Consider the following 380-nt stretch of genomic DNA (forward strand, 5'->3'; position numbering starts at 1 on the left):
CTTTTCAACATCATCGTCGTGAAGAGCGCTTCAAACTGCGCCGCCACCTGTCGCAGAGTACTTGCCTCATTCCCCGGTTTAATGGCGGATTCACGCAGTTGATTCAAACCATGAAAGTCAACTGCATTTTGCGAAATATTAGAAGGAATCGTCATGACAGATTAGATGATGACCAATTCAGCACGCAAGGCACCAGCCTGTTTTAATGCTTCAAGAATTGCCACTAAATCACCCGGGGCAGCACCCACCTGATTCACTGCACGGACAATTTCATCCAGTGACACACCAGGGTTAAATACAAACATCCTGCTATTTTCTTCTGTTATTTCAATATCGTAGTTGGGTGTGATAACAGTCTGCCCAGCAGAGAAAGCATTGGG

Annotated in this window: 1 protein-coding gene; it reads right to left on the bottom strand. The window is 45.8% G+C overall.

Features of this window, described 5'->3' with window-relative positions; all coding sequences use genetic code 11:
- Positions 1-161 precede the first annotated feature (161 nt).
- Positions 162-380 (bottom strand): flagellar basal body P-ring protein FlgI (locus tag B3182_RS11625; RefSeq protein WP_292752831.1); only part of this gene is annotated, 219 nt, incomplete at its 5' end.

This window comes from Methylophaga sp. UBA4204 (assembly GCF_002379485.1).
Lineage (GTDB): Bacteria > Pseudomonadota > Gammaproteobacteria > Nitrosococcales > Methylophagaceae > Methylophaga.